Annotated in this window: 18 protein-coding genes; 12 read left to right on the top strand and 6 right to left on the bottom strand. The window is 63.0% G+C overall.

What is annotated here, in order from left to right:
• The first annotated feature begins 59 nt into the window (after positions 1 to 59).
• Positions 60 to 1634 (top strand): type I 3-dehydroquinate dehydratase, encoded by a 1575-nt coding sequence (locus J5J06_18475; GenBank protein ID MCO6439083.1) that lies wholly within the window; start codon positions 60 to 62, stop codon positions 1632 to 1634.
• Complete coding sequence (locus J5J06_18480; GenBank protein ID MCO6439084.1) at positions 1631 to 2188, top strand: shikimate kinase; 558 nt, start codon at positions 1631 to 1633, stop codon at positions 2186 to 2188. Before J5J06_18475 ends, J5J06_18480 begins: the two co-directional genes overlap by 4 nt.
• 7 nt (positions 2189 to 2195) lie before the next feature.
• Here J5J06_18480 and J5J06_18485 read toward each other — a convergent pair whose 3' ends face one another.
• Positions 2196 to 2555 (bottom strand): hypothetical protein, encoded by a 360-nt coding sequence (locus J5J06_18485; protein MCO6439085.1) that lies wholly within the window; start codon positions 2553 to 2555, stop codon positions 2196 to 2198.
• Between the two features lie 488 nt (positions 2556 to 3043).
• Here J5J06_18485 and J5J06_18490 point away from each other — a divergent pair, with 488 nt between their 5' ends.
• The 5 genes from J5J06_18490 (at position 3044) to J5J06_18510 (ending at position 7737) form a co-directional block, all read left to right on the top strand.
• Entirely contained in the window at positions 3044 to 3799 is a 756-nt protein-coding gene (locus J5J06_18490) for a hypothetical protein (protein ID MCO6439086.1), read from the top strand.
• A gap of 74 nt (positions 3800 to 3873) precedes the next feature.
• Complete coding sequence (gatB, locus tag J5J06_18495; protein MCO6439087.1) at positions 3874 to 5349, top strand: Asp-tRNA(Asn)/Glu-tRNA(Gln) amidotransferase subunit GatB; 1476 nt, start codon at positions 3874 to 3876, stop codon at positions 5347 to 5349.
• Between the two features lie 123 nt (positions 5350 to 5472).
• A complete protein-coding gene (locus J5J06_18500) occupies positions 5473 to 5844 on the top strand; it encodes a hypothetical protein (GenBank protein ID MCO6439088.1) in 372 nt (123 codons plus the stop codon).
• 66 nt (positions 5845 to 5910) lie between these two features.
• Complete coding sequence (locus J5J06_18505; protein ID MCO6439089.1) at positions 5911 to 6414, top strand: DUF192 domain-containing protein; 504 nt, start codon at positions 5911 to 5913, stop codon at positions 6412 to 6414.
• Between the two features lie 78 nt (positions 6415 to 6492).
• Positions 6493 to 7737, top strand: a complete 1245-nt coding sequence (locus J5J06_18510) for a SpoIIE family protein phosphatase (protein MCO6439090.1) — start codon at positions 6493 to 6495, stop codon at positions 7735 to 7737.
• Positions 7738 to 7809: 72 nt separating this feature from the next.
• Here J5J06_18510 and J5J06_18515 read toward each other — a convergent pair whose 3' ends face one another.
• The 3 genes from J5J06_18515 to J5J06_18525 form a co-directional block, all read right to left on the bottom strand.
• Entirely contained in the window at positions 7810 to 7962 is a 153-nt protein-coding gene (locus tag J5J06_18515) for a hypothetical protein (GenBank protein MCO6439091.1), read from the bottom strand.
• 127 nt (positions 7963 to 8089) lie between these two features.
• Complete coding sequence (locus tag J5J06_18520; protein MCO6439092.1) at positions 8090 to 9658, bottom strand: DUF2088 domain-containing protein; 1569 nt, start codon at positions 9656 to 9658, stop codon at positions 8090 to 8092.
• Between the two features lie 67 nt (positions 9659 to 9725).
• On the bottom strand, positions 9726 to 10253 hold the full coding sequence (locus tag J5J06_18525) for a DinB family protein (GenBank protein ID MCO6439093.1): 528 nt from the start codon (positions 10251 to 10253) through the stop codon (positions 9726 to 9728).
• Between the two features lie 221 nt (positions 10254 to 10474).
• On the opposite strand from J5J06_18525, the gene J5J06_18530 reads away from it, so the two are divergent.
• From J5J06_18530 to J5J06_18550, 5 genes are read left to right on the top strand one after another with little or no spacing between them, the layout of a single operon-like run.
• Positions 10475 to 12250: a hypothetical protein gene (locus J5J06_18530; GenBank protein ID MCO6439094.1), complete on the top strand. Its 1776-nt coding sequence runs from the start codon at positions 10475 to 10477 to the stop codon at positions 12248 to 12250.
• Between the two features lie 45 nt (positions 12251 to 12295).
• Positions 12296 to 12880, top strand: coding sequence for a sulfotransferase family protein (locus tag J5J06_18535; protein ID MCO6439095.1), 585 nt, complete (start codon positions 12296 to 12298; stop codon positions 12878 to 12880).
• A 59-nt stretch (positions 12881 to 12939) separates the two neighbouring features.
• On the top strand, positions 12940 to 14448 hold the full coding sequence (locus tag J5J06_18540; GenBank protein ID MCO6439096.1) for a hypothetical protein: 1509 nt from the start codon (positions 12940 to 12942) through the stop codon (positions 14446 to 14448).
• On the top strand, positions 14445 to 16901 hold the full coding sequence (locus tag J5J06_18545) for a beta-propeller fold lactonase family protein (GenBank protein ID MCO6439097.1): 2457 nt from the start codon (positions 14445 to 14447) through the stop codon (positions 16899 to 16901). Before J5J06_18540 ends, J5J06_18545 begins: the two co-directional genes overlap by 4 nt.
• Before the next feature lie 26 nt (positions 16902 to 16927).
• Entirely contained in the window at positions 16928 to 19246 is a 2319-nt protein-coding gene (locus J5J06_18550) for a hypothetical protein (GenBank protein MCO6439098.1), read from the top strand.
• Positions 19247 to 19280: 34 nt separating this feature from the next.
• On the opposite strand, the gene J5J06_18555 is transcribed toward J5J06_18550, so the two are convergent.
• Positions 19281 to 20075, bottom strand: a complete 795-nt coding sequence (locus tag J5J06_18555; GenBank protein ID MCO6439099.1) for a hypothetical protein — start codon at positions 20073 to 20075, stop codon at positions 19281 to 19283.
• A gap of 251 nt (positions 20076 to 20326) precedes the next feature.
• Positions 20327 to 22867: hypothetical protein (locus J5J06_18560; protein MCO6439100.1), on the bottom strand; the 2541-nt coding region annotated here is incomplete at its 5' end.

The raw sequence follows: 22867 nt of genomic DNA on the forward strand, positions 1-22867 counted from the left end.
GGCCTGGGAGATGCCGGCTTGCCGGTCGGCCGATACAGATTCTGGATGGGTAATTTGCAATGACGGAACTTGTTGTATCAGTTGCCGGCGATGATCTGGATGCGCTGCGCCGCCGGGCGGAGCGGGCGTTCTCCGCTGGGGCGCAACTTGTCGAGCTGCGCATCGATTCCTACCAAGGGGACGCCATGGCGCTGGCGGATTACCTGCGAACCCTTCCGGGGCGGCATTGGATTGTGACCTGCCGCGCCAGCAGCGAAGGCGGGCGCTGCTCGGACGACCAGCCCACGCGGATGAAGCGGTTGCTCGATGCGACGAGAGACACGGATGCGCTCATTGATTTCGAGTTGGCGGAATGGGAGCGGAGCGCGGAGGCGCGGGAGAGCTATCGGAAAGAGCGATCTGCAAACGGACACCAGCGGCGCCTGATCCTCTCCATGCACGACCGCATGACCACGCCGGATCAGGCGGCGGGCGTCATCCGCCGGGCACTGCTCGATCCGGAGGTTCTCGCCGCCAAGATGGCCTACAACTGCGATTCGGTTCATGACAGCTTCCTCGCCCTGGATCTGATGCGGCAGAACGGACCCATGGTCGTGGCCATTGCCAAAGGGGAGGCGGGGCTCTGGACACGGTTACTGGCCCGCAAGTTGAACTCGTTTGCAACCTATTGTGCGTTGCGACCCGAATGGCGCACGGCCGAGGGCCAATTCACCCTGGAGGAGATGACGCAGCGCTTCCGCTGGTCGGCGATGACGCGCGAGACGAAGGTCTTCGGCGTACTGGCCGATCCGGTGATGCACTCGATGGGGCCGGTGCTGTTCAATCACTGGTTTGCCGAGGAGCGGATCGATGCGGTGTATGTGCCGGTGCTGGTACGCCCGACCCCCGGGAATCTGCGCCGCTTTCTCGACGGATGCCTGGAGCGCGACTGGCTGAACGTTGGCGGATTCAGCGTAACGCTTCCGCACAAGGAACTGACCCTGCGCTGGCTCGGCGATCGTGCGGACCGCCAGGCAGCGGCGATCGGCGCGGTGAACACCGTTGTGCTCCGCGACGGTGAAGCCAAGGGTTTCAATACCGATTGCTACGCGGCAATCGACTCGCTGTGTGAGGCACTGGGGCGCAAGCGTACCCAGCTCGTCGGGCTGCGCGTCGATGTGCTGGGTACCGGCGGAGCGGCGCGGGCACTGCTGGCCGGCTTGAGTGAATTCGGCGCAACAGCAACGGTCTACGGTCGTTCGGCCGAGCGGCGCGAGGAGTTGGCGGCGACGTTCGGGTGCAAATCGCGCTCTTGGGAAGATCGGGAGCTTCGCGAGGGCGAGGTTCTTGTGAATTGCACGAACGTGGGCATGGCTCCGGATGTGGACGCATCGCCCATGCCGGAAGGATCGCTATCGAACTGCCGTCTCGTGTTTGACCTGGTCTATCATCCGCTGGAAACAAAACTGCTGCGAACGGCACGTGAGGCCGGCGTACCGACGCTGGACGGGCTGGACATGTTCGTTCGTCAAGCCATGGCGCAGTTTGCCCTCTGGTTGGGCAAGTCGCCGAGCAAGGAAAGCGGACGGTCGTGCGTCATGGCCGAGCTGGCGCGCTCGAAGGCGGCGGCGGAACCCGAGGCGGCAGGGGGATGAAGGTTCCAAGTCCCAACGCGCGACCCATCGTGCTGATCGGATACCGCGGAGCGGGCAAGACAACGGTCGGGCAAGAGCTGGCCCGGTTGCTGAATCTTCCGTTGATTGACACGGATGAGATGATTGTCCGACGTACCGGGCGGACAATCGCACAGATCTTCGCCGAAGAGGGGGAGCCGGGCTTTCGCGGCCACGAACGCGGGGTGATCCGAGAGATCGCCGGCAATGACGATATGCTTCGGAGCGGCATGATTCTCAGTGTCGGTGGTGGTGCCGTGGTCGATCCGGAGAGCCGCGAGACGCTGCGGCGGCTCGGTTTTGTCGTGTGGCTGGAGGCGGATCGCGCGGCGCTCGCCCGGAGACTGGCGGCTGATCCGGATACGGAGACCTTTCGACCACACCTTCGTAACTCAGGAGGCGCGCCGGATGCGGACTTCCCTCCGGAGCGCGTGTCGCTGTATGGTGCCTGTGCTCATCAAACGGTGAGCACGACGGACAAATCCCCCGCGGAAATTGCAGGAGAAATCGTCGCTTTGCTGCCCGTATCCCTTTGAGCCGGCGTTACGTGTCCGCTGTCGCCGAGGTTGTTTCGTCGGTCGTTCGGGATTTCAGGGCCGAGGCCAGCACATGGCGGATCAGCAATCCGACGGCCACGGCGGCGAGCGCGATGCCGATCCAGCGCTGCACCACCAGATCGGTCGCGTTGTGCGGAGCGTCTTCCCACTCCGCGGTGTGGAAGAAGCCGTTCTTGAAGTCGATGCGGAGGCCGCCGCCGAAGCCGGGGTAGAAAAACTGGTCATCCGTTTTCAAGGCGGGTTCGCCCAGCCGATCAAGGACGTCGGCCGTGCTTGAAACGCCAGACAGCGCGGCGGCGCGGTGCATGGCGGCCGCCTGGGTGAGCTCGGCGTCGGCGCTCGGCATGCCCGCCGTTGGTTTTCCCTGACGGCGAAAAAGCTCCGCGACGTTCTCCCGCGGGTAGTTGATGTATCCATCCCAAAGAAACCACGCACCGAATGCGGCCACAAGAAAAGGGAATACGAGCCCGGCCAACGTGTTCCTGGCCCCGGCCTGTCGTGCGGTTGGATCGTCCGCCATCATGATCTCCGCTGCTACAACGGTTGTCGTGCTGTCGCCGCTCCCGGTTTCGTCATCGGTGCCGGGGACGGCCGCCTGAACAATATCGGCACCGACTTGCCGATGTATCCTGTGGGCAGCGAGTGCCCGGCGGGGCACCGGCAGGAGAGACGCGCCGGATGAACGAATACGAACGATTTTACAGCCGAACCGTCAACCGGGTTCCCACGGGGGCTTCCGGACGAGATTGGACGGCTCCTCGTTGAATTCGTCGTCGAAATGCTCAATAATGGAGTGGCGCTCCGGAGACAAGGCACTTTCCATAGAGGCCTACCATGCACAACAACCTAGGGGCGGTGTGCGACGACTTCTACGTCAGCGGTCGGCTCTACCTGAAGATGGACATCCGACCCGAACGGGAGACGGTGCTGCACTTTTTCGACCGCCTGCGGAAGAAATACACCGGCCTGCGCAAGCTCCGCCGCCGCGAAGGCGGGGGGGTTATCGTCGAGGAAGACTCGGAGGACGGCGGCTCGCGGCGCTGGGTGCGGGTGGAGGCCAATAACCTTCGCTTCGGGCAATTTGCTCCCGAGAGCCTCGACGAAGTTCACGAGTTCGGCAAGCTGGTCTTTTCCCAGGCGCCGTACCATTTCACGCTCGGCGACCTGGACTACGATCACATCGAACTTGTCTTTGCATTCGATCTGGCCTATCGCGGCAATCACGATCAACTCGTGGCCGAGACGCTGCTGGGGGAGAACGCCGCGTCGGCGATGCTCTTCGGCGAGCACGCCGCGCACGTCATCGATGCCCAGCCGTACTACGGCATCGCCCTCACGCCGGAGTGCGATCTCCAGGCCTACGTGGAGGTTAAGTCGCGGACCACGACGTTCGAGGTCCGGCGGGAGGCCCACGAGGTCGTGCCCATGACCGTGTACCTGACGGTCCGTAAGTACTGGGGCGTGCAGCCGCCGGCCGCGCCGGGCGACGCCCTGGAGCGGCTCTTCGAAATCGGCGAGCAGCTTGCGGCGGACGCCGTCGTTCCCAATTTCGTCAATCCCCTGGCCGCGGCGATTGCCAGCCGGTCGTGATTTATGGCGTCGATTGCGCCAATCTAATACGGTAGCATCCTGCGCGCGACGAATGCTGATACAGGATATGCCGTATGATTCCCAACGCTGATATTCGCCTCATCGTCGGTCTGGAGATTCACGTTCAACTCCAGACGGCCACGAAGATGTTCTGCGCTTGTCCGGTGAGGTATGAGGCGCCGCCGAATTCGTGCGTATGTCCGGTGTGCCTGGGGCATCCGGGGACGCTGCCGGTGATCAATCGCCAAGCTGTGGAATTCTCCGTGCGCACGGGGCTTGCCTTGGGGTGTCGCATCGCCCGCCGCTCGAAATGGGACCGCAAGAGCTACTACTACCCGGACATGCCCAAGAACTACCAGATCAGCCAGTACGATCTGCCGCTCGCGGAGCACGGGCGGATGGAGATCGACGTGGACGGCGGATCACGGACGGTGCGGATCAAGCGGGCTCACCTGGAAGAGGACGCGGGGAAGAACATTCACGACGCGGGGGACTGCACGCTGGTGGACCTCAACCGGGCCGGCACGCCGCTGCTGGAAATCGTCACCGAGCCGGACATCACCTCGCCGGAGGAGGCCTACGCGTTCTGCGTCGAGTTGCAGCGGCTGGTGCGGCACCTGGGCGTAAGCGAGGGCATCATGCAGCGCGGGCAGATGCGCTTCGAGCCCAACGTCAACGTGGTGATCGAGAAGGACGGCAAGGAATTCCGCACGCCCATCGTGGAGATCAAAAACCTTAACAGCTTCCGCTCGGTGCGCAACGCGATTCACTATGAAATGGAACGGCACATCGCCGCGTGGCGGGATGATCCCGATTTTGTTCTCGGCGTGGCGCCGAATGAGAATCGCGGGTGGAACGATGACCGCGGCGTGACGGAATACCAGCGTCCCAAGGAGGCGGCCCACGATTACCGCTACTTCCCCGATCCTGACCTGGTTCCGGTGACTTTCGACGAGGCCGCGCTGCATGACATGATGGCGGCACTTCCCGAGCGGTCGGTGGCCCGACGGCGGCGTCTGGTTGCCGAGTTCGGGCTCGATCCCAAGGACGCGGATACGATCGTGGATCATCGACCCACGGCCGATCTGTTCGAGTCCGCCGTTTCCGCCGGAGCACCGGCCGCGCTGCTCGGTAAGCAGTTCGTCAACGTCTGGCTGCGTCTGGCCAACGACCGCAACGTGCCCGTAACGGAATTGGGTGTCAGTGCCGCATCACTGGCCGAGCTGGCGCGCATCGTCGAAGAGGGAACGATCAGTCGCACGGCGGCCAACCAGGTGGCGGAAGCGATGCTCGAACATGGCGAATCACCGTCGCGGCTTGCGGAGTCGATGGGACTCGTGCAGGTGCGGGATGCCTCGGCGGCACAGGCGTGGGTGGATCAGGCTTTTGCCGAGAACGACGCGGCCATCCGCGACGCCCTGGAGAACCCCAAGAAGGCCACGCGGGCGGTGGCCTTTCTGCGCGGGCAGGTGATGAAGCTCTCCCAGGGGAAAGCCGATCCCCGGCAGATCGGGGAGATGATCGAGCGGCGATTGGAGCAGATGCGCTGATTCTCAGCGTGGTGGACCGACGAATCCGGTCGATTCGGTGGGCGGGACACTGAAAACGGGATAGAATCCGACAGGATCGGGACCCGAAGGCAACGTTTTGTCTCTCTCCTGAGACGCCCGCCGATGCCCAAGCTTCTGTTTTCCATAGCGCTCATCTTGAGCGGCGCCGCGTTTGCTTGGCGCTACCTGAGTCCGTGGTCCGGCGGGTGGACCGGCCGGGCGCCCATCGGGGGTGATCGTCCCTGGCGGCGGCTTGGCGCAGGGATCATGCTGGTGATCTCCGTGATGTTCGTCGTCGGCATCTATGTGGTAGACATCCCCGACCGGCCTCGACCCTACGCCGCCTACTGGGCGGTAATGCTGGGCATGGTCCTCTGGCTGTGCGTGCTGGCGGTCCGGGACGTGCTCTACACGCGCCGGGTTTTGGATGATTACCGCGCCGGGCGGACGGATCTCAAAGGCGTTCCGCTCACCTCGGGCGAGGGCGATGACTGATCGCCGCACATCGGTTACGCTGCCGCGACGCCCGCGATCCGGGCCTCGCGTTCGGCGGAATTCTCCATGACCACGAAGCTGACCTTCGGTGTATTTCTACTTGCCTGGATGTTGCTGGCCATGCCCACCTGCTCCCGTGAGCCGCATCACGTGTACGATGAGGAAATGGGTACCGTCGACGTGACCATCAAAGGTCACAGGTTCCGCCTTTGGGTGGCCGACGACGAGCCGGAGCGGGTCCGGGGGCTGATGTTCCAGAAAGAAGAGCAGATGGCACCACTGGCGGACGGCACCGAGCGGGGCATGGTTTTCGTCTTTCCGGGGTCCACGCGGACGAGCTTCTGGATGAAGAACACGGTCGTGCCGCTGGACATCGTCTACCTGTCGGCCGAGGGCGAAGTGCTGAACCTCTATACGATGGTCCCGCTGGACGACCGCCCGTACCGCTACCTGCCTTCCGGTCCTTTTCACGTGGCCATTGAGGTGCGGGGCGGGGTCTTCCATGAGCTGGGCATTCGTCCCGGCGACCACATCGACCTGCCTGAATCGCTGCTAAACCGGGGCTCCTGATTCGTCGAAGGTTCCTTTAGCGGACTCTTTGCCTCGGCACGACCCGTGGGAGAGCGCCGCACGGAGCCTCCACGGACCATGAAAGCCCTTCTGGTCGATTCAAGCCCGGAGACCCCCACACGGGAGACGCGCGGCCTGCTCATGCAGGACGGGTGGGAAGTGATCGTGGCCCGTGACTACCACGAGGCGCTCAAGGCGGCGCGGTTGAACCCGCCTGACGCAATCGTGCTCCCTGCCCCGAAAGCGGACGTTTCCGGTGTGGCCACGTTTGAGGCGAATGCGATGGGGGCGGGCGGTGCGGCGGTTCTGGCGCCCCCGCAGGCCGATTTTGATGACCTGCTGCGTCTGGTGGAAAACCAGCGCATCGCGACGGTGATTCTGGCCGACGGGGATCACCGGGCACTGGCCGAGCGGGGCGGACTCGTCGAAGTGGTTCGGCGATCGATCCAGCCTGACGAACTTCGGGGCCGGTTCGCCATGATCGAGCGTTACCACGACCACTTCCGGCGCATGGACCAGGAAGTGCGGGCGATGGAGCGGCTGGGCAAGCGGCTCAACCAGCACCTTCGCGAAGTGGATCAGGAGATGCGCTTGGCGGCGCGTTTGCAGCGGGACTTCCTGCCGCAGATCCACGAGCCGATCAACGGCGTGCAGTTCGCCAGCATCTATCGACCCGCGACGTGGGTCTCGGGGGATATCTTCGACATCTGCCGCGTGGACGAGGACCACACAGCGTTTTACGTGGCCGACGCCGTGGGACACGGCATGGCGGCGAGCCTGCTGACGATCTTCATCAAGCGGGCGATTGTCTCCAAACGCGTTCGCGGCAGCGACTACGAAGTGGTCAATCCAACGGACACGATGGCGGAGCTCAACGCCGCCCTGGCCGAGCAGGGACTGCCCAACTGCCAGTTCGTGACGGCCTGCTACGCGCTGCTCAACCATCGCACGTTGACGCTGCGATTCGCCCGTGGCGGGCACCCGTACCCTGTGCTGATTTCGCCCGAGGGGTCGGTCAGCGAGTTGAAGTGTGCGGGCGGATTGCTGGGCATTTTCAAGGAAGAGGAATTTCCCACGGGCGAGGCGCGGCTTCGTCCGGGCGACAAGCTGCTGCTCTACACCGACGGGCTGGAACTGGTCCGCCAGTCGACACCGTCGGCACCCAGCGACGGCAGCGCCTTCCTGCAGTCACTGGCCCCGCTGGGCGCGGGGACGATCCACGAGGCCATGCAGCGCATCGAGGGCTGGCTGGATAACGAGACCGGTTCGCTCAACCCCCAGGATGACGTCACCGTGGTGGGGTTGGAAGTTCTCCCACAATAGCGACAGCATCCCCCTCCGCAGATTGCTCCAGGTGAGAAAAAAGCGCTCTCCGCTGCGCGCCGCCGTCTCCGTTTATGCGAACGGCGTCGGGATGGGCAGGTACGGGCCCAGGTGGAGCACGTTAAAGACCAGGAAGTCGCCGAGGCCCCAGACCACGTGATAGACGATCTGAAGGGGAATGGCGAGGATGGAGACGAGGCCGAGCAGATCAAATGTGGGGCTCATGATTGTCCTCCGCAAATGCCAGGAAAGACCTCCCGAAAAGGAAGCCGCATCTTCGCTTTCGATTGTTCTGGTCGAATCGTGAGAGCGGTGGAGGTGCGTCCAGACGGGGGCGACCTCTGTGCAGATTCTATTTCACGTCCACGTAGAAAAAAGGCGGAATGGTGAGCGCGGCCACGTCGTTACCGCCAGAAAGCGCTTGTGCCTCATCCAGGGCGCGGCCGATGTTCGGGGCCCAGCCCACGCCGAGGCGCCTGGCGGCGCGGTCGTCCGGCGGACCCACCAGTATCACTTTCGACAGGTATTTCAGGGCGTAGGTTGCCCAGTACCAGACGGTAAACGGGTGAAACCCGTGATGGGCATATCGGTTGCGATAACAGTCGATTAAGTGCGGATCCCGGGCGAAGGACTCCTGGAAGCGCTCCTGCATTGCGAAGGGGTCGGATGTTTCCGCAAGCACTTCTTCGTAGAAGCGTTGATAGGCCACGTGGTACTCGGGGTGGAAGATCTCGAACACGGGGTTGAGAATGATGACCACGCCGCCGCGCTTCACCAGCGGGCGATTGTAGAACCAGTTGAAGACATATCCGAGGACATCGCTCACGACGAGCACGGGATTGATCCGCGCCCCGACGGCGTAGGGGCTCAGGTCGGCCAGTCCGAAGACGACTGTGTCATATTGGCGCGGTGCCGAGAGCGTAAGTTGATCGCGCATGGACTGGAGGGTTCGGGCGTGGACGGCGTCGATTGATCCGGCATGGATGGCGATGGGATCGTAGGCGCTGCGCACGCCGCGAAGCACGGACTTGCGCACGGGCTCGGGCAGCAGTTTCATCGAGAGCGGCGTCAGCGCCCGCATCGTCTTCTCGACGCCGTTGCACTTGGCGGGAGGCTTGCCAAGGTAGGAAACGTGGGCCGGGTAGGTGGCATTGTTCATGGCCGCCTCCATGACCATGATGCGGCTTTGCTTGAGGATGACCCGGCTGAGGCGCTCGATGCAGTCGTGCATGCACGAGCCCTGGGGCTGCATGACGTGAGGGGAGTCGGCCGTCATCTTCGGAGCGTGGTGGTTGGCGATGGACTCGTAGGTTCCGAGACCCACGGCCACGGACTTGTGCCCGCCATTGAGGGGAATCTGCACGGTGTCGACGTAGATGACGAGATCGCTTTCGACCACGCCTCGACAGACCTGCACGGGCTCACCGTGGTCGGTGGTGCCCAGGTCGACGATGTCGACGCGGTTCTCGGCGTCGAAATTGTCGAGCTGACGCGGATAGAACTCGGCCATGACCTTGGGGCCGACCATGCGGGCCAACTCATGGCGCTTCATTTTGCGGTGCAGGGCGACGGCGCAGACCAGGCGGATGTTCTCGCGTTTGACGCCGCAGGCGTAGAGCATGGGCAGGAGGACGCCGAGGGCCTGCTCGCGGATGTCCGGGCGGGGGGTTTCGGGGAAGGGCTGGCAGTTGTCATCGAAGGCGATGAGCACGCGCGACTTGCTGCTCACCAGCTTGTCGAGCGGTTCCATGTCCAGCGGCTGCTCGAAGGCTCGGCGGACCGCGGCGGGAACATCACGACGGGAAATGCCCGGCATGGGCGGGGGGGCGTAGAAGATGTCCGCCCGGTCAGGCAGGGGGACACTGAGAATGTGGTTTCCGGCGAGGGTCAGGTAGTTCTGCATGGGGGCATTGTAAGGCATGACGTGCCGGACGGTCGACGGCGACCCTGATGCCCTCCGGCTCGCGTTACCTCAACGGGTGCCGTAGTCAAAGGGGCAAGGTTGAGAACGTACGGATGAGTTCGGCGATTCTTGCCAGGTGGTAGTCGTCGTGCTCGCAGTCGAAGTAGAGCAGGTCAACGATACGCATGGGCTGGTTGAGGCGGGGATGCAGGCCCGACTTGCCCCAGTCGCTCTCGTTCACGGCCTCGAAGCGAGCGACAAGGCCCATGCGGCGCTTTCGGAACGCGGCCAGGAGTTCGCCGATTTCACGATCGTTGAAACTGGCATGGTGGGTGCGCCGGTTGCTCACGTCCGCAGCGACGAGTGTCGCCTCGCCAGCGAGAATTTGCGCCAGCCGTTGCTCGGGCAGGGTCGCTTCCGCGAGCAGGTGGCCGATGTTCTCCTGAATGGACCACGTCTCACCCAGCCGGCGGACGAGCACGTCTCGGGTTAATCCGCGGACGCGTTCCTCGATGCGCGCGGGCGTTCCCCGCCAGCGCTCGAGCAGGTCGGGGAATTTCGCGGGCGGGAAATTGAACTCGAATTTGCGTTCGAACCAGGGCCAGCGAGCCATTGCTTCACCTCCTTAGCGCAGCCGGGCAGGTCGCCGGTCTCGAGTACCTGGACGATTTTCACGTCTTAGAAGTCGAGGGTGTGCCACTCCGTGTTCCGGCGGTTCCTCAGGCTACGATCTTGCCCGCGGCGGTCAAGTGGGCCACAATGCCGTCGCGCCTGAACCCCACTGCGTGGCGGTGCGAAGCGGGGGACGGCGCGGACTGATGGTGGAGTCCGCCAATGTGCCTGTCTTTTGAATCCCGCGCTCGTATTCTTGCTCGGCTTGTTTCGGTGTTCGCCGCTCTCCTGTTTGTCGCGCTGTCGTGCGTTCCGGTGAACAATGGAAATACGAATACGAATACGAACGCGAATGGCAACGACAACGCGAACGGCAACGACAATACCAATGACAATGACAACGACAACGGGATGGTGGACCTGCCGGGCCTGCCGCTTTCGCGGTTCGAGACGGCCGACTTTTCGGGATCAGGGAATTGCGCGGTCTGTCATAACGACCTGCGGGACGAGATTGGCAACGATGTGTCCATCGCCAACCAGTGGCGCGCGACGATGATGGCTCACGCGGGGCGGGATCCGTTTTTCCTGGCGTCCGTCGAGTCGGAGGTGGCGCAGAATCCGGGGCTGGCGGCGGTGATCGAGGACGTTTGCGCGGTATGCCACATGCCCATGGCGCGGGTCCAGAATGCCGTCAACGACGGCTTGGCGCCGATCCTGGGTGATGGGTTCATTGATCCGGCGAACCCGCTCCACGAGGCCGCGATGGACGGTGTGTCGTGTACGCTCTGCCATCAGATCCAGGATGACTTCCTGGTCGACGGGCCGGCGAGTTTCAGCGGCGCCTATGTTATCGACACGACTACCGAACCGCCTGACCGGATTATCTTCGGTCCGTTTCCGGAGCCGCAGTCGCCGGAAATCATGCAGGGGGCGGTGGCGTTTCTGCCGGTGGAAGGGGCGCACGTGACGGAGTCGGGTCTCTGCGCGACGTGCCACACGCTATTCACACCGGTGGTGGATGGCTCGGGTCAACTTACGGGTGAGACGTTTCCGGAACAGGTGCAGTACCTGGAGTGGCAGTTCAGCGAGTACGGCGACGGCATCGGGGAAGATCGAACCTGTCAGCAGTGCCATATGCCTGACGCTTCCGGCGAAGTCGCCTTGTCTCTGGTTCCGACAAGTCTGATGGGACGGTCGCCGTTCGCCCGGCACGTGTTCCTTGGCGGCAATGTCTTCATGCTCCGGCTGCTGCGGGACAACATCGACACGCTGAACCTGACCGCCTCGACGGCGCAATTCAATGACGCGATCGCCCGGACGGAAGAGTTCCTGGGCAATGAAACGGCCACGCTGGCGTTCGAAGATGTGCGGCAGCAGGCCGATGGGCTTGTGGCCACGGTGCTGGTGACGAATCTCTCCGGGCACAAGCTGCCCACGGGATTCCCTTCGCGGCGGGTGTGGATCCACTTCGTGGTTCGCGACGCCGCGGGCGCGATCGTGTTCGAATCGGGCGCTCCGCTGGCGGACGGTCGCATCGCGGGCGACGACGCCGATGTCGATCCGATGACGTTCGAACCGCATCACGACGTGATCGTGGGCGAGGACGAGGTCCAGATTTATCAGTCCATCATGGAGAACACCGACGGCGAGCCGACCTATGCGCTCTTGCGCGCGGCAAGCTATGCCAAGGATAATCGTCTGCTTCCGGCGGGCTTCAACAAGAGTATCGCCAGTGCCGATATCGCCGTAGTGGGTTCGGCCGCGACGGATACGGACTTTCGCGGCGGTTCGGATGAGGTCACCTATAACATCGACCTGGGCGACGCGTCGGGGCCGTTTACGGTGACAGCTGAACTTCTGTTCCAGAGCGTGGCGACGCCGTTCGTCGAGCTGCTGCGCTCGGAGGAGGGGGAGTTGGCCGACCGCTTTGTCGGGCTTTTCGACGAGGCTGATCAGACACCGGCGGTCATTGCCACCGCGACGCAGACCGTCCCGTAACGGCGTTGTCTTGCTGGGGTCAAGAAGGAGCGCGCAGGGAGCGACATGAACCAGGCTCAAGCTGACTATCTTGCCATCGTTTCCGGTCTGCCGCGCTCGGGCACATCGATGATGATGCAGATGCTGGATCACGGCGGAATTCCAGCGTTGACGGACAATATTCGCACGGCCGACGAGGACAATCCCAAGGGCTACTACGAATTCGAGCCCGTCAAGAAAACCAAGGAGGATGCGTCTTGGCTCAGGGGCGCGCCGGGCAAGGTGGTGAAGATGGTGCACCTGCTCCTGCTCGATCTGCCGGAGACCCACGATTATCGCGTGGTGTTTATGCGCCGCCATCTCGATGAGGTGGTCAAGTCGCAGAACGTGATGCTCGAGCGCAATCAGAAGGGTGTGGGAGATCTCCCGGCAGAGAAGATCAAGCAGGTTTTCCAGATGCAGATCGACAAGGTGTTCCAGTTCGTGCGGAGCAGGAAGAACTTCCGCATGATGGAAGTGAGCTATAATGATGTGATGACCGCGCCCGGTCCGGTGATCGATCGACTGAACGTGTTCTTCGACGGGCGCCTGAACACCGACGCCATGCGCGCCGTGGTCGACCCGGAGCTCTACCGCAATCGGGCGAAATAGGTTTTCAGTTCTTTGCGGCGGGGGAGCGGGGCGCCGCATCAGCAAGCGGGCAGTTTCGCGTGTCATGTCATTTCATCCTCGGCCCGGTTCTCTGGCTGCTGGTTGATTTTCCCGTTTTGGCCAGCATTTCCGCAACGCATCAATTCCCGGACGCAACCGTCGTGTGTACTCGCGTCCCGGCCGAGGCGGTCGATGAGGAAGCCCGCGAGAATCTCGTCGATCGGCGGAAGCCGCTGCCCGATGGGAGTCGCCTTGCACGGCTCGTTGCACCGGGAACATCCGGCGGAGCGGTCGATCTGGCGCCGAGTCTTCTTTCGGCGGGACGCGCTGACATTTCCCACGACGGCCGGCGACTGCTCTTTGTCGGTCGCCGTGAAGCCAACGAACCGTTCCGCGCGTGGGAAGTCGGGACGGACGGGTCAAACCCGCGCATTGTCGCGGCCTGTCCGACGGATTGCCTGGCAGCGATCTACCTCTCGACGATCTACACGCTCGATGCCGATGCACCCGTTCCGCAGATTGGTCTGGTGAGCCGTCCGGCGGCAGGTCTGCCGCCCGCGCTGTATACGGTTCGGCTTGACGGAAGCCGCCTTCGGCGAATCACCTTCAACCTTCTTGGATCATTCGATCCTGTGCTGATCTCGGATGGGCGCCTCGTGTTTGCCACGGGACTGGCGGGGACGTCGGGTGAAGCGGATCTCCGCGTGAGGGAAACAGGACTGATGACCGTGTTCCCTGACGGTGTGGGCTTGTTTCCCTTTGCCGCCATGCACGATGCACCGGCGTTTCGTTTCGGGCTGCGCCCGCTGGGGCGGGATCGAGTGGCCTTCATCGAATCCGGCACCGATGGCGACAAGATCACTACAGTTCCGCGAGCGCGCAGTCTGGTCAAACGAACTGAACTGGCGACCGAAGTCGGGACGTCTGTCGCGTCGTTGTGGCCGATGAAGGATCAGCGGCTTCTCCTATCTGCGCGGGCGCGCGATGCCGCGACGTTTGATCTGTTCCTCGCCGAAGCGGACACATCGGGACAATGGGCCCCCGTGATCGTGACAGAAGGATGGCATGAATTGGACCCGGTCGTGGTCGAGCCACGGCCTATGCCGGCGGGACGCTCCAGCGTGGTGCGCGACGAACTCGATGAAGGTGAGCTTTACGGGCTTGATGTCTACCTGGCTGATGGGTCGGTTTCGCCAATGGTCGAGCGGGGTCGGATTCACTCCGTACGGGTGTACGCCGTGCCGTCGGACTTCGCGGAAGAGGTCGCGCTGGGTACGCTGCCCGTCGAGTTCGACGGATCATTCTACGGACGGGTTCCGGCAATGACGCCGCTTCGTCTCGAAACGCTCGATGGCGAGGGGCGGTCGATTGCGGCAATGCACAACTGGTTCTGGATCATGCCCGGCGAGCATCGCGGGTGCATCGGGTGTCACGAGGATCGAGAACTGACGCCACCTAACCGACACGTTCTTGCCCTGCGAAAGCCACCGCATGTTCTCCGGCTGCCCGCGGAGCATCGAGAAGGCGGCGACACGACAGGCCTTGCAGCGGAGGAGGATCGACCGTGACGCGGTTCCGGCAGGCTGATGCACGTCGCGCGAGCCTGTTCAGTCCTGTTTTTTGGTTCGCCTTGGCACCGGTGGTCGTGACGTGCTCGTACGCCCAGAGCGAATCCTTCAGCCCTCCGGACGTTTCCGAAGAACTTCCCCGATTCGTCGGCCCGAATATCTGCATCGAGTGTCATTCAAACGGCGCGTCCGCGTCGCCATGCGCAATGGACCCCATAGCCGGGCATCGGGATGCGTACGCAGCGCTGTCGAAGCCGGAAGCGCGACACATTGCCGCACTCTGCGGGGTCGGTGATGCGCCGCGCAAAGCTCGGCTCTGCCTGGGATGTCATTCCACGGGCGCGGACGAGGGGCCGCGCTGGCACATGTCCGGGTTCCGCCCGGAAGACGGCGTGCAGTGCGAAGCGTGCCATGGCCCGGGCAGCGTGCACATCGAGCGCCGACGACTCGGTCATTCGCTTTCGTCAGAGCCGACATGGATGGACCGTGCCGTCGACGTGCGACGTGGCGATCGCATGGACTGCGACACCTGTCACCGTCCGCGTGATTCCCATCGCGAGGTTCTCGAACATGGATTTCGCCTGTCCCCGAATGATGGTCACTACAAGACGCCAGTGAACCTGGCCGTAATGCCGGACGGCCGCTTGCTGGTTGCGTGTGCGCAGTCCAATTCGATGATTGTTGTCGACCCCATGGAAGGCGCTATCGGGGAGATTCCGGCAGGTCGCCGCCCGCAGGATGTCGCCGTCGACCCGCAGGGCCGATTAGCGTTCGTCTCCAATCGGCTGGAGGAGACCGTCAGTGTCCTCGATCTGGCATCCCTGAATATCGTGGGAGGAATTGTCGTTGGGGCCGAACCGCACGGGCTCGTGATCGATCCGGCCGGCGATACGCTGTACGTCTTGAATACCGGACAGGATGCGGTTTCCGTCGTTGATATTGGCACTTCTGAGGAAACCAAGTGGTTAGCTGCGGGCATGGGGCCGTGGTCCGCCGCCGTTTCCGGCAATGGACGGCACGCCGTGGTTACGAGTGTGCGGCCGGATTACGTTCCCTTCCGTGACCCCCCGCGGTCCGAACTGACCGTGCTGGATCTCGAGTCGCGCCGCGTGGCCCGGCGCCTGGCGGTTCCCGGGGCCAATATGCTCCAGGGCATCGCTTCGATACCGGGGCGCGACGCGTTCCTTTTCGCGCTCGTGCGGACCAAGAATCTCGTTCCGATCACACAATTGCAGCAGGATTGGGTCATCAGTAGCGGGCTCGGCGTGCTCCGCGCCGATGGACGGATCGATCAGGTTCTGCTGGATGAACCGGCAAGTGCGTTTCCCGATCCCACCGATGTGGCGGTCAGTCCGGACGGGCGGTTTGCCCTGGTCACCTCGGCCGGCGCGGACGAAGTCGCGGTGATAGATGTCGATGCGCTGCTTGCACTGATCGACGGTCTGACGGACGAGCAGCGTCGGGACGTGCTGCCCAATCATCTCGGTTACTGCGAACGATTCGTGTTGAAGCGCATCAATGTCGGTGCCAGCCCGCGAGGCGTCAGCTTCTCGCGCGACGGGCAAACCGCGTACGTGGCCAACGCGCTCGACGATTCCATCTCGGTAATCGAGACGACAAACTGGGAGGTATCGAGCACAATTCCACTCGGTGGTCCACAGGAAATCAGTATTATTCGTCGCGGGGAGCGGCTCTTTCACACTGCGGCGATAACCTTCGGCCGGCAGTTCTCCTGTGCAAGCTGCCATCCGGATGGTCATCTGAACGGACTCTCGTTCGATATCGAAGCCGACGGAATCGGCATGCATCCCATGGACAACCGAACCTTGAGAGGGATATTCGACACCGGTCCGTTCAAGTGGGAAGGAACCAATCCTTCTCTCCAGCGGCAATGCGGTGCGCGACTCTCCGTCTTCTTCACGCGATTGGCACCATTCGCGCCCGACGAGCTGAATGCGCTGGTATGGTATGAATCTACGATCGAACTTCCGCCCAATCCCTATCGCCGCCCCGAAGGCCTCTCGACGAGTCAGTACCGCGGCAGGCTCGTATTCCATCGCACGCATGACAACGGCGGGAATGAGATCCCACCTCAGCGCCGCTGCGCGACCTGCCACGACAGCCCCCACTTCACGAACCGCAAGATCACGCCGCTGCGCAACGCCATGTGGTTTGACTACCCCGTCAAGCTCGATCGTTTCGACCTCTTCAACTACGACGAATTCGGCGACCACGGGACGCTCTACTATCTGGAAAGCGGGACTCCTTTGCTCGAATTCGACGTGCCGCATCTCACCAACATTTGCCAGGGTGCTCCCTACCTCCATAACGGTGCCGCGCGGACATTGGAGGAAATCTGGACGCGATTCAATCCCACGGAGGACCACGGACGGGCGATCGACCTCACGCGAGAGCAGTTCAACGATCTGATCGCCTACCTAAAATCGCTATGAAGAGGTCGGAACGATTCTCAGGCGGTATGGCTCCTGCTCTCCGGCATGGAAAGGCGGCCAAAGGGCGATGGTACTGTCGCCATTGGGCGGGCCTGTTGCTGTTGAGCGTGACCTGCCTGCCTAGTTTTGCGGAGGGGGTTCCCTCGCTGCGCATTGCGCACGTTTACACGAAGGCCAATGGCCTCCCGGGAGACGAGATCTTTGCGCTTCGGGCACATAAAAGGCTTCTTTGGGTCGGTACGAATCGCGGGCTGGCGCGAATCGATGGCGGTCGTCTAACCCATTGGACACGCGACGATGGGCTCCCGTTTCCTGTGGTTTCCGCCATCGATGTCGATGACGCCACGGGCGATGTCTGGCTGGGAACGCTTGGCGGGGGGTTGTTTCGCTTCACGGCCGGGCGATTTGATGTCTTCGATCAGATCAGCAGCGGTTTGGCGGGGAACCTTGTATTCGATGTGCTTTTGCACGGCGGGAGGGTCTACGCCGCGACCAATGGCGGCCTGAGCGTCTACGATCCGATCGATGATTCCTGGGAATTGCAGCTTGCTCGTCGGGCCGATGCACCGGAGATCGCGGTCAATCATCTCGTGGAAACTGACACAGGCCTGCTGGCGGTGTGTTGGCGCGGGCCCCTGTTGCGGAAGGCATTGATCCGGGGCCAGTGGGAGAACATCAACGTGTCCTTCGGCGACCGTCCGGGAGCGAGGGACAAGGCGCGGCTTCCATCACCGGTTGCTGAAGCGTCAATCGGATTGGCGGTCGCGGACGGAGACCGGGTCTGGTGGGTCTGGCGCGGGCAAGTAGTCGAACGGTTGCGGGAAGGGAAATGGCGACTTCATTCCATCCCTCGCGTTGCGGGTCGCGCTCCCATGGCGCTCGACATCGTGCTTGTGGATGGTCAGCCTTGGCTGGCAACGGACCAGGGGATACTCGCGCTCCTGGATGCAGATCAAGATCGATGGTCAGCTTGGCGACGGCCGTCCACCGGCGCAACGATGCCTCAACGGTTCCCGTCCCTTGCCGCGGAAAGCGATGTAGAATCGGCCGACATCGCGCTGCCATCGAATCACACTACCGCTATTGCACAAGATGATCGCGGCCGGCTCTGGATCGGTACGGATGCCGGACTCGCATTGGCGTCCATTGACAATGAGAAGCCCGATGTGCCACGCGCCGCGTCTGACGCGCGCCCTGATGCCGAACCTCGCCATCAGGGCATCGGCATACTTGGCCCGCGGGCTCGGACGATGACCCTTCCGGGCGGAGCGCCTTTCGACCCGCCGACGCTACCCCGCGCCGATCTGTTGGCCGTGCAGCTTGCCCTCGAGTCGCGCCGGCGGACTGTTCCTCCGGGGTCCGGGCGAACGAAGCTCACCACGTATACCCATCCGCTGCTGCGTTACGGATGGGGCCTGCCCGAGGATGATCTGGGCACGTTCGTTACAAGGGATGACGTGACCGCAATCGTGGGCACGTTGGGTCCCGAAAGGCGCATTGCGGAACTCGCCATCCTCCGAACACGCATTCCGTTTGTGAACGCCGCGCCCCTGGACCTGATCGAATCATGGCCAGTCTCTCCCCACGCGTGGTGGTTTCCCTGTTGGGACGACCGCCCGGCGCTGCTTCGATCGGTTTTTGCGTGGGTGGTGAGGGAGCACCACATACGCAGGCCGCTCATCGTTCGCAGCGCAAACTGGGCGGAGGACTGGCATGCCCGGCAATGGTTGGCATGCGCGGAGGAGGGAGTCTCCAGGGGTGTTCTCCACGCGATAGTTGAGATTTGGCGTGATGACGAAGGGGGGCTGCCATCAAGCGACCCAGGCGGTATCGGGTCAGTCGCGCCGGGCTCAGTCGATGCCGTCTTTGTTTGGGCCGATGCATCCTACTCGGCGAGGCTGCTGAACGACCTAAGAGTGCTCGGAGACGATCCGGTTCTGGTCGGAAGCGACGGTCTCGCGAAGGCCGACGCCGGCGTGTTTGCGGGTGAGGCCACGGTGTATGCGGTGCTGACCTCTCGCTGTCGTCGAGAAGGTCTGGAGGATGCCTTGCTGGGATCCTACGCCGATCGCAACATCATTGGTGGCAGGCCACGGCCCGCGGACGACAATGCCATCCGCTCGTTTCTTGCCGCGGATCACCTGCTGGCGGTCATCCCGCGCAGCGCCGGTCGGCGGGACGTGGCCCGTGAACTCCTGAGGGTTGAGGAGGTCTCCGCTCCGGAAGCACACCTGGAGGAACTCGGTCCCGCGACGTCCTATCAGGTTGCGCGTCTGCGTCGGGGAGAGTGGGCCCGGCTGGCGATCCCGCCCGCGAAATCCAGCGCGTCAACGCAGGGCCCCTAACGCTCGATCTTCACCGGGTTTGCCCGCCGCCGATCTACTGTGCCGACTGCGACGATGCATCTCGCGCGAGGGTCATGCTGCGCCGCTCGAGCAGGCGGGCAAGTGAAACGGAACTTTGCGAAATTCGCGTGGCCGCGTCGGACCGATTGAGCTGATCGATTGTGTCTTCGACCTCGCCGCTTTCGATTGCCGGAACGACATCCAGGACCAGAATCTCCGCGTCAACGGGCTCCACGGGGGCGCCTGAATCCTGGATCAGAATCGTGCCCTCTCCTTCAAACCGCAGCCGGATCCGGAAAATGCCCTCGGCATTGTCCGAGACCTTGAGGAGCACCGTACCGACGTAGAATTTCTCGCCATTCTGTTCGCTCAGCGGACCCGGCGGCCTGATCTGGATGGACAACCATCGATAACCCTCGACAGAGCGGGTATCGGTGATGGGGAGCACCTGTTTGCCTTTGTGGATGTACTTGGGATGGGTGACGTCAATAAAGAACGCCTCAGGGTTGTCCTGGTCGGCATCCATTCGTTCCTGAAAGTGCAGCGGAGCGACGGTACCCTTTCTGCCGCTGTAATAGCTGGCGGCGTCGAGTTGCGCTTGCGCTCCAGAGAGCTGCTCGCCGAACGGTGACCAATCGCGAATATACAGCTCTGCGCGCACGACGTCGCCGGGCATCACTTCAACCCGTGCGGAAGGCCCTCCCGGCAGCGGATGATCGTTGATCGAGACCGCTTCCAACGAGTACGTCGGCATGCGGAGCGCGACATTCGCCTGGGTCGGTATCAACAGTCCCGAAACGACAAGGGTCAGAATGACTGCGGCGTTCACGGTACGGACTCTCCTCATTTGAGAGAATGGATGCACGGCCAATGAACAGACGGAAAACAAGATCGGCAGGCCGATGCTGTTTCCACGTCGTCAAATCTATCTTCAGAAGCACCCGCTGAAAACCTGTCCGTTCGGCAGAGGGCTCGATTTGTTCCTGGGCGGAAAGGGCCGAAATCCAAAAAAACAGCCGGCCCGGAGAACCGGGCCGGCCGTCGTCGCCTCTCGGTGGGGCGCTCCCCAGTCCATGCCTCCTACGGGCACGGCAGTGGACATCCCGTGTCCGCGTAGGTTTGCTGGAACTGGAAGGCCAGCACGCAGCGCAGGATGTCCAAGCCGTTGATGACATGGTCGGGCGCGCACGGGTGCACGTCCATGGCCTCGAACGAGACCCCAAGGCCCAAATCGCCCTGGAAGCCGTTCACCTGGAACAGGATGTCGGCACCGTTCACAGCACCGTCGCAGTTGATGTCGCACCAATTACACGTCTGCGCCATCCCCGCCGGTGACGTGAACGCGCCGCATTCAGCTTCGATCACGTACGTCGTGCTGGGCACCATGTCGGGTCCGACCAGGGAAATTGTTCCCCAGGCGGACGGCAGTTGGAACACCGGCGCCGCGGCCAGCGTTCCATTGGCCTGGACGTACTTGTCCAGGCAGGGCCAATCCGGCGAGGTCACCCGCAGGGCCACGGGGGCAATGGACGCCGGGGGTTGGGGCGTAGCCAGCACCGACCGCGGTCCGTTTTCGTCAACCAGCGGCGCCTCGGGAATGGGCGTTCCCTCGCACAGGCCCGATACGCACTGGTCGTCGTTGGTGCAGATGTCATTGTCGTTGCAGAAGGTTCCGTCGGGTTCGAAATTCTGCCCGCAGAAACCGTCACCGGTACAGGTGTCGGGGTTGTCGCACTGGTCATCGCCGGGATCACCACAGGGCGTTCCCATTGCGACGAAGTTCGACTGGCAGACACCAACCGCGTCGCACGTGTCCGGGTTATCACATTCGAGCTGCGTGGGATCGCCGCAGGGTGAACCCTCGGCCACAGGCGGGTGGGCACAAGCGCCTGCCTGGCACACGTCGAAAGTGCAGACGTTGAGGTCATCGGCGCACACGATACCGTCCGGCTTGTTGTTGACTTCGCAAAAACCGGCGCCGTCGCACGCGTCGGGACCGTCGCACTCCGAATCGGATGGATCGCCGCAGGCCGAACCCTCGGCTCGCGGAGACCAGTCAAGAGACGAGAGCAGTGGCAGGCAGGCTTCGCAGTCATTCATCGGGTTGAGTTCGCCGGCGGCGTAGCAGACGCCGTCGATGACACAGTCGTTAACGGTCTCGACGGTGATGACGACAGGCCCGACATTCTGCTCGAATCCGGCGATACGCACAAAGTAATCCTCGCCGGCGACAACACTGAGCGTCAGCGCGGCCTGAAGTCCCGCGCCGCTGTCGTCGTCGCAAGCCAGTTCAACGCCGGACTGATCGGGGCACTCGTCGTACACGCTGAGAACGGTGTCGTTCGACGGTGCCAGATTGCTGCCCGTCGTGCTCATGAAGACGAGCCCGTCGCACGTGGCGGTGTAGACGAACCAGATGTCGTTGTTCGAATTCGGCTGGCAGGTTGCCTCGACATCATCGTTGCCACCCGCGCTGATGGTGCTGTTCTGGCTACCCTCGACCAAAGGGATGGCGAAGGAACATTGATCGTTGCACTCCGGATCCGGCGTGCCCGAGCACACGCCCGAGCCGTCGCAGGTGTCTATGCCGATGCCGGGACGTCCCGTTCCCGTGCAGGGATCACCGTCGTCGCAGGCCGTACCCGGGTTGAGGAAGGTCCAGTCCGTGGTCGTTGAGGCCGTGTCACACTCCTGGCAATCGTTGGCGGGATCGAGCTGCCCGTCGGAATAGCACATGCCGCCGATCAGGCAGTTGCCCGGATCCAGATCATTGACGCAGACATCATTGACATCGTCGCAGCTGTCCGAGGTGCATGGCAAGCCGTCGCTGCAATTGCGGGCCGCTCCCCCCGTACAGACGCCGTTCAAGCATGCTTCGCCGACGTTGCAGAAGAGGCCGTCGTCGCACGGAGTACTGTTCGACGCGTTATTGCTCAGGCATACACCCGCGCCGCTGCAAGTATCGGGATTCGTGCAGTCCGTATCGCTCGGATCACCGCAGGGCGTTCCCGCGGTGGCGAAGTTGTTCAGGCAAACGCCCGAACCATTGCACGTATCGGCGCCGTTGCAGTCCGTGCTGGTCGGATCGCCGCACGCCGTGCCCGACGGCTCGAAATTGGAGAGGCACACGCCTGCGCCGTCGCACGAGTCCGGGTTGTCGCACTGTGTGTCGGCCGAGTTTCCGCAAGTCGATCCGGCCGGTTTCGGCGGATGCGATACCACGCCCGTCCCGGCATCGCACACGTCATCCGTGCAGGCGTTATTGTCGCTGAGGGGCGTCAATGTTCCGTCCGCAGGATTGCAGCACGACTGCGCCGGGTCGTAGTTCGGCGTATTCACGCACTGGCTTTCCTGATTGCATGTGTCATTCGTGCAGGCGTTTCCATCGTCGCAATCAGCATTGGTCTGGCAGGCGATGGCGATGACGCCGGGGTTGAGCGTGAGCAGGAGCGTGAGAGAGTTTTCGTCGGCCAGGAAGGTGGTCAGCGGATCGCTCTTGAGCGGGATCGTGTAGGTTCCCGCGGCACCGGACGGAACCTCGAGAATCAGCGTGCCGAAGTAATTGTTGATGTCCGTGCCATTGATGCCGCCCGGACCCTGCGTGGCGCCACCCGTCTGGGA

The sequence above is a fragment of the Phycisphaerae bacterium genome (genome assembly GCA_024102815.1).
Taxonomy (GTDB): Bacteria; Planctomycetota; Phycisphaerae; order UBA1845; family UBA1845; genus JAGFJJ01.